The sequence below is a fragment of the Streptomyces sp. NPDC002690 genome (genome assembly GCF_053592415.1).
This window is the reverse complement of record NZ_JBSFVR010000379.1, coordinates 1-7,220: the sequence shown is the minus strand read 5'-3', so window position 1 is coordinate 7,220 and position 7,220 is coordinate 1. Positions and strand designations below refer to the sequence as shown.

At 71.2% G+C, this 7,220-nt stretch carries 6 protein-coding genes; 2 read left to right on the top strand and 4 right to left on the bottom strand.

Annotation, left to right across the window (positions count from 1 at the left end):
- Positions 1-248: 248 nt before the first annotated feature.
- Together ACWD3D_RS30970 and ACWD3D_RS30965 are read right to left on the bottom strand one after the other, a co-directional pair.
- Complete coding sequence (locus ACWD3D_RS30970) at positions 249-446, bottom strand: hypothetical protein (protein WP_451464066.1); 198 nt, start codon at positions 444-446, stop codon at positions 249-251.
- Between the two features lie 256 nt (positions 447-702).
- The gene (locus ACWD3D_RS30965; protein WP_451464065.1) at positions 703-3,597 is read right to left on the bottom strand and encodes a BTAD domain-containing putative transcriptional regulator; all 2,895 of its coding nucleotides are present in this window, start codon (positions 3,595-3,597) and stop codon (positions 703-705) included.
- Here ACWD3D_RS30965 and ACWD3D_RS30960 point away from each other — a divergent pair.
- Positions 3,592-3,801 carry a hypothetical protein gene (locus tag ACWD3D_RS30960; protein WP_451464064.1) on the top strand — a complete coding sequence of 70 codons (210 nt, stop codon included), beginning with the start codon at positions 3,592-3,594 and terminating at the stop codon, positions 3,799-3,801. The two genes, ACWD3D_RS30965 and ACWD3D_RS30960, sit on opposite strands and share 6 nt — an antisense overlap.
- A 349-nt stretch (positions 3,802-4,150) precedes the next feature.
- Here ACWD3D_RS30960 and ACWD3D_RS30955 read toward each other — a convergent pair whose 3' ends face one another.
- Positions 4,151-5,092 carry a MerR family transcriptional regulator gene (locus tag ACWD3D_RS30955; protein WP_451464063.1) on the bottom strand — a complete coding sequence of 314 codons (942 nt, stop codon included), beginning with the start codon at positions 5,090-5,092 and terminating at the stop codon, positions 4,151-4,153.
- Positions 5,093-5,329: 237 nt separating this feature from the next.
- Positions 5,330-5,533: a cold-shock protein gene (locus ACWD3D_RS30950; protein WP_003967102.1), complete on the bottom strand. Its 204-nt coding sequence runs from the start codon at positions 5,531-5,533 to the stop codon at positions 5,330-5,332.
- A gap of 578 nt (positions 5,534-6,111) precedes the next feature.
- Between ACWD3D_RS30950 and ACWD3D_RS30945 the strand changes: the two genes are divergently transcribed.
- Complete coding sequence (locus ACWD3D_RS30945; protein WP_451464062.1) at positions 6,112-6,990, top strand: menaquinone biosynthetic enzyme MqnA/MqnD family protein; 879 nt, start codon at positions 6,112-6,114, stop codon at positions 6,988-6,990.
- Positions 6,991-7,220 lie beyond the last annotated feature (230 nt).

Sequence of the window (7,220 nt, the reverse complement as noted above, 5' to 3'; positions counted from 1 at the left end):
CTGGGTAGTCCCGCGGCTTCCTCTCCCCCCGGCGGCCGCGGGCCCGCCGCCACCGCGCCCCCCCGCCCCCTTCCGGTTTCCGCGCCGCCGTTACCCGTACGGGTACTCCGTGCTCGTACCCGTACCCGGCACCCGGCCGGCTCCGGACGCACGACGGCCGCGGTGGCTCCCCCTCCGCGCCACCGCGGCCGTTCCCCCGTGTCCCGCGGCTCCCCCGAGCCCCGGGCCCCCGTAGCGAAAAAAGTCTGTCAGGTGACGGGCTCCGACGTGGCGTGCATGTCCTCGGTCGTCGCCGTGCCGCCGGTGGTCTGCGCGGTCAGCAGCTTCGAGGTGACCGTGCCCGTGGCGTGCATGTCCAGCGTGGTCAGCTCCTCGGCGGCGACCTCGGTGCCGGTGGCGTGCATGTCCTGCGTCGTGAGCTTGGTGTCCTTCTGGGCGTCCGCCATGTTCCGCTCCCTGCGAGTCTTCGTATCGGGTGGGCGAGGCCCGTCCGGCTGATCCCCCGAACTGCCGGACGGGCCTCGCAAGAGCCGCTCACTTTAGGGCCTGTATCGAGTTCCGTGCCGGCTTCACCGACCCAGCCCGGAAGACCCTGGTGCCACGACCCACAGGTCGCCCCGTCTGCCCCCCGACGCGACGGATCGACTGGTTAGAGAGTGCCGGTCGGCGATAAACGAATGATGAACGACCGCTGACAGGGCGTTACGCGGGCATCACGGACGCGAACCGGGCCAGCAGGGCGCGTACCTCCACGGCCTCGGGGGAGCCCGAACCGTCGTAGATGCCGAGCGCCTCGTGCCAGCAGACCTGCGCCCGGCCGAACTGGCCGATCCGGACCAGGGCCTGACCGAGGACGGTGAGGACATTGGCCTTCCGCCAGTCGCCCCCGATCCCGCGCAACGCGGTCAGCGACTGCTCGGCCCCGGCGGCGGACTCCACCGCCCGCCCGGCCGCGAGATCGACCTCCGCGAGACGGAACAGGGTCATGCCCACCCACAGCCGCTGCCGGCTCTCGCGGAAGGCCACCAGGGCCTCCTGCAACCGGTCCGTCGCCTCGGTGAACGACTCGCGCCGCGTGAGTGCCATGCCCAGCGCGTACCGGCCGTTGGCGCTGCGGAGCGCGTGACCCATGCCGTCGTAGATGTCCGTGCCCTGCTGCGCCAGCTCCACCGCGCTGCCGATACGGCCGGTCGCCAGGTGGATCCGGGACAGGTTGCACAGGGCGCTCGCCTCGCCCGGCCGGTCCCCGATCAGCCGGAACGCCTCGATGGCCTGGGAGAAGTACGTCTCGCCGTCGTCGTGACGGTTCTGGTAGAGCGCCATGATCCCGAGCGCGTTCGAGGCCCAGCAGCCCGGCAGCGGGTCGAGCGCCGGGTCGACGAGCGCCATGATCCGCGCCGCCTCCTGCTCGGCCTGGTCGAACCGGCCCGAGGCGTGGTGCACGTCGGCGAGGGTGACCAGGGCCCGTACCTCCGCACGGCGGTCGCCGCAGGCCGAGGCCGCACCCAACAGGGCCAGCGCGGTCGTCTCGTACTCCTTCGCGTTGGCACCCGACTCGCCGAGGTCCAGCGCCGCCCACAACAGGTCCACCGCCCGCCGCAGAGTGGCGGGCCCGGCGGACTGGCGCGCGCAGGCGAGGATCGTGGCCGCCTCCGTGTACAGCCAGTCCCGTGCCGCGTGGCGGTCCGAGAAGGCCAACCCGGTCCGCTCGGTGGGCTCCAGATGGTCCACCAGCCGGTCGCCCGGCCGCTCCAGCGCGTACACACCGGCAGCCGTCGCGAGGTAGAAGTCCGTCAGCCGGGACAGCGCGCGCTCCCGCTCCTGGGGAGGATGCTCGTCGCGCTCGGCGCACGCGCGTGCGTAGAGCCGGACGAGATCGTGGTAGCGGTAACGCCCCGGCGCCGCCGACTCCACCAGGGAGGTGTCGACCAGCGACTCCAGGATGTCCTCGGCCACGTGCGGCTCCAGATCGAGGAGCGCGGCGGCGGCGGCCAGGGACACGTCCGGGCCGTCCGCCAGACCGAGGAGGCGGAACGCGCGGGCCTGGGCGGGCTCCAACTGCCCGTATCCCAGCTCGAACGTCGCCTTCACCGCGAGGTCGCCCGCGCGCAACTCGTCCAGCCGGCTCCGCTCGTCGGCGAGCTTGGCCGCCAGTACCGCCACCGTCCACGTGCGGCGCGAGGCCAACCGCGAGGCGGCGATACGGATCGCCAGTGGCAGGAATCCGCAGGCCGCCACCACGTCCAGGGCCGAGTCCCGCTCGGCGCTCACCCGCTCCTCACCGACGATCCTGGTGAAGAGCTGCAAGGACTCGGCGGGGGACATCACGTCCAGGTCCACCAGATGCGCACCGGCCAGGTCGATCATCCGCACCCGGCTCGTCACCAGAGCGGCGCACCCGGGAGTGCCCGGAAGCAACGGCCGTACCTGCGCCGCGTCGTGGGCGTTGTCCAGCAGCACCAGGACACGGCGGCCGTCGAGGGTCGACCGGTACAGCGCGGCCCGCTCGTCCAGCGAATCCGGAATCGCCGACTCCGGGGTGCCCAGGGCGCGCAGGAACGCACCCAGCACCGTCTCGGGCTCAGCGACCCGGGCCCCCGCACCCTGGAGGTCCACGTACAACTGCCCGTCCGGGAAGTGGCTCCGGGACCGGTGGGCGACATGCACCGCGAGCGTGGTCTTGCCCACGCCCCCGATGCCCGCGAGCGCCGACACCGCCATCACCGAACCCTCGGCCGTCGCCAGCCGGTCACCGAGCTCGCGCACGAACGCGCCGCGGCCGGTGAAGTCCGGGACCGTGGCCGGGAGCTGGGCCGGCCGCACGGCGACCGGCGGCCCGGGCGCGACGTCGTCGGCCGGACGGGCCAGCTCTTCGTCGGCCCGCAGGATGCGCTGCTGGAGCTGGGAGAGTTCGGGACACGGATCGACCCCCAACTCCTCCGCGAGGAGCCGCCGCGTGTCCGCGTACACCGCGAGCGCCTCGGACTGCCGGCCACTGCGGTACAGCGCCAGCATCAGCAACTCCCGCAGCCGCTCCCGCAGGGGCTGCGAGGCCGTGAGCGCGGTCAACTCGGAGACCGCCTCCGCGTGGTGGCCCAGATCCAGATCCAGGTCGAGCCGTGTCTCCGTCAGCTGGCGGCGCCACTCCTCCAGCCGGGTGCGCTGATTCTCCGCGTACGGCCCGGGCACCGAAGCCAGCGTCTCGCCGTCCCAGAACGCGAGGGCCTCGGCTATCAGGTCCCGGGCCCGCGCACGGTCGCCCGACGCCCGGGCCTTCTCCGCCGCGCTCACCGACTCCTGGGCGAGGCGCACGTCGAGGGACCCCTCGCGGAGCCGGATCGCGTACCCGCCCGACTCGCTGACCAGCACGTCCTGCCCGAGCGCCTTGCGGAGCCGGGAGGCGTACGTACGGATCGCCGCCAGCGCCCGTGGCGGCGACTCCTCGCCCCAGATGGCGTCGATCAACTCCGCGGCGGTCGCGGTACGTCCGTCCCGGAGGAGGAGCGCCGCCAACAGGGCCCGCTGCTGGGGGGAGCCGGAGGTCAGCGGATCGTTGCCGAGGCGGACGCGGACGGGGCCGAGGACGGAGAAATGCAACTGGGGTCGGGGGTCTTGGGGTTCGGCCAGGGCCTGGCCCTGGACCTGGCTTTGGACCTGGCTTTGGACCTGTCCCGGTTCCTGGACCTGTTCCTGGTGCTGCACTCGGTGCTGTGTGGGATGCGGCTCGGCTCCGGACTCCGGCCCCTGCGCTGCGCGCTGTTCCGGAACGCGCACGCGTGGCCCGTTGTCGCGGTCCATTGATGCCCCCTGTCCTGCTTTCAACCCGCCTGGTCGTGCTGTGGTCGCGGGCACCGGGGCGGGACGCGGGGGAGCGCCCGGCTGTGACGTGGGGGCGCATCCGTACCGTTCCGTACCGTGGATACCGCTGTCGACAGTCTGCCTTGTCGCGGGCTGCCCCGTCAGCACTGCGTGACGCTCTGCACAAGGCCTAGACATCGATCCCGGAACCTTGCCCTGCGGGGCGGGCGTTGGCGGTGTCCCCGGAGTGGGTTCGGGGGTGCGTCCCGGGCTGCTTTCCGGGGGAGGCGGCCCCGGTGCGGACACGCGTCGTGCGGGCCCGACCGGGGGCGCCTTCCTGCCCGGGGAGGGATCAGATCCCGACGATCGGCTCCTGCAGCTCCGTCACCCACCTCTCGTGGTCCTCGGGACACTCCAGATAGACCTCACGGGCGTATCCGGCCGACCGGTGACCGCTGGTGTCCAGCCAGCGGGCGAGGACCTGCTCCGTGGAGAGGACGGAGTCCATCGAGCCCCGGTGCACGATGGTGGCCGCCTCGAACGCGGGCAGTTCCACCACTCGTACCCCGGTGTCGCCGACCGGACCGACCGGTGCGGAGACCGTCACCCCGGCGTGCACGAGGACCGCGCCGGCCGCGGTGTTCCCGGTCGTGTCCCCGCCCGTGTGCTCGTCCGTGTGCTGGTCCGTGGTCTCGTCCGTGGTCTCGTCCGTGGTCTCGTTGTCCGTGGTTTTCTGGTCCTGGGGGGCCTGGTTCCGGGCGTTCTCGTAGCGGGCGATACCAGGACCGATGGGCGTGATGCCCGCCCCGGCCAGCAAGGGGAACAGTCGCTCGTACAGCGGGGCGATCACCGGGGTGATGTCCTGCGGCCGGAATCCGGCGGCCGTACCGGTCAACTCGGCGACCCGTACCGCCGGAACCTGCTTGATGACGATGTCGTCGGTGTCCATGCGTCCCTCACTCTCGATCGTCCGGAGCCGCGCCTCCACCTGGTTCAGCCGTGCCGCCGCCGCTGCCATCGCCGCCTCCAGTTCCGTCCGCCTCAGCCGCAACATCCCGCGCAGTTCCTGTGCGGTGATCTCGTCGTCGAGGATGCTTCCGACCTCTTGGAGCGTGAAGCCGAGATCCTTGAGGGCGATGACGCGGTTGAGACGGGCCAGTTGGGCGGCGCCGTAGAAGCGGTAGCCGGTGGCCGGGTCGGTACGGTCCGGGCGCAGCAGCCCGATCGCGTCGTAGTGACGCAGCATGCGGGGTGATACCCGTCCGTACCGGGCGAAATCTCCGATGGTGAACATGATGTCTCCGAGTGCACGGCTTCACACGGTGTGAAGGACAAGGCGGGCGCGGAAACCGGGGGCGTACGGGCGGAAATGCGGTGCGGGCCGCTTGCGCGGGAAATGCGGCGCGGCGAGTGGGCCGGTGCGGTGTGCGGAATGCGGTGCGGGCAAAGGCAGGAGCCCCGTTCCTTGCCGAAGCAAGGGGCGGGGCTCCTTGGGTACTGCTTACCGGCCGCGATCGACCGACCCGGGCAACTAGGCCGGGGTGACGTTCTCAGCCTGCGGGCCCTTCGGACCCTGAGTGACGTCGAAGTTCACGACCTGGTTCTCCTCGAGGGAGCGGAACCCGGACGCGTTGATCGCGGAGTAGTGAACGAAGACATCCGGGCCGCCGCCGTCCTGGGCGATGAAGCCGAAGCCCTTTTCAGCGTTGAACCACTTGACGGTTCCGGTAGCCATAAAGCCCTCCTTGGGCCAAAGGGTTGCCCTGCTCCAGAACCTGCAAAGAAGTCTGAAAACTACAAAAGCCTGCGGGTTACATGCTCCGCAGGCTCTGTACTGCAAGGGAAACCAAACTGCAACTTGCGGGCGAGCCTAGCACGCAGCCTCTGGGGAGCGGTAGAGGGAAAGATCACTTCACTCGAATGTTTGATTGGGCGATCCGATAGGTGACCGGCAGGCCGGGAGGCAGGTGCGCAGGAGGCTCGGGGCGGCCCCTGCGGAGGGTGCGCGGAGGGGGCGCGTAAAGGGCGGTGGGGAGGGGCGTGAGGGGGAGTGCGAGGGGAGCGTGCGGGGCGGCGCAGAGGAGTGGAGTAGGGGGGTGACGTAGAGGAGTGGAGTAGGGGGGGACGTAGAGGAGTGGGGATCACCCACGCGGGTGGCGGCCCGTAGGTGGGCAGCACCGGGGGAGAGGCGGGAGTGGTGGCGCGCGGGCCGGGGCGGGCCGGGGGGCGACCCGGTGGAGGTACGGGTCCGCCTCCGCTCCCGGGCGTCGCCCCGGTGGTGCTGTCGTCCGGCCGCAGGTCTAGCCTCGCGATGTGGACAATTCAACCGTCTCTCCTGTCGAAGGCGGCCATCGCCGCACCCGGCCCCGCGTCGGTCACATCCAGTTCCTGAACTGCCTTCCCCTCTACTGGGGGCTGGCACGGACAGGGACCCTGCTCGATCTGGAGCTCTCGAAGGACACCCCGGAGAAGCTCAGTGAGCAGCTGGTCAAGGGCGACCTGGACATCGGCCCCATCACCCTGGTGGAGTTCCTGCGCAACGCCGACGACCTGGTCGCGTTCCCCGACATCGCCGTCGGCTGCGACGGCCCCGTCATGTCGTGCGTGATCGTGTCGCAGGTGCCCCTGGAGCAGCTCGACCACGCGCGGGTGGCCCTCGGATCGACCTCCCGTACCTCCGTCCGGCTGGCCCAGCTGCTGCTCGCCGAGCGCTACGGGGTGCAGCCCGACTACTACACCTGCCCGCCCGACCTCGCCGCGATGATGCAGGAGGCGGACGCCGCCGTGCTGATCGGCGACGCCGCGCTGCGCGCCAACCTGCACGACGCCCCACGTCTCGGGCTCCAGGTCCATGACCTGGGTGAGATGTGGAAGGAGTGGACGGGGCTGCCGTTCGTCTTCGCCGTCTGGGCCGCCCGCAAGGACTACCTGGCCGCCGAACCGGAGTACGTCGACAAGGTGCACCAGGCGTTCCTGGCCTCGCGGGACGTATCCCTCGAAGAGGTCACCAAGGTCGCCGAACAGGCCGCGCGCTGGGAAGCCTTCGACGCGGAGGTACTGGAGAAGTACTTCACCACCCTCGACTTCCGCTTCGGCCCCGATCAGCTCGCGGGCGTCAAGGAATTCGCCCGACGCACCGGCGGTACCACCGGCTACCCCGACGATGTAAACGTCGAACTCCTCGGCGGCTGACGGAGGCGGCCTGCCGGTCCGGGCCACCCCGTTCGCCCTCGCATGCCGGCCGCCGGCCAGCCCGCTTCTCCGCCCGCGTTGTCCGTCCGCCTGTCCGTTGGCGGCCTGTCCGCCTGTCGCGTTCCGCACGGACGGTGTCGGGGCGGGACGGACAGGCGGTCCGACGGCCGGCCGCTGTTCTGATATCCGTCGTCGGCGCACACCTTGGACACGCGGGATGAGGGGCGGCT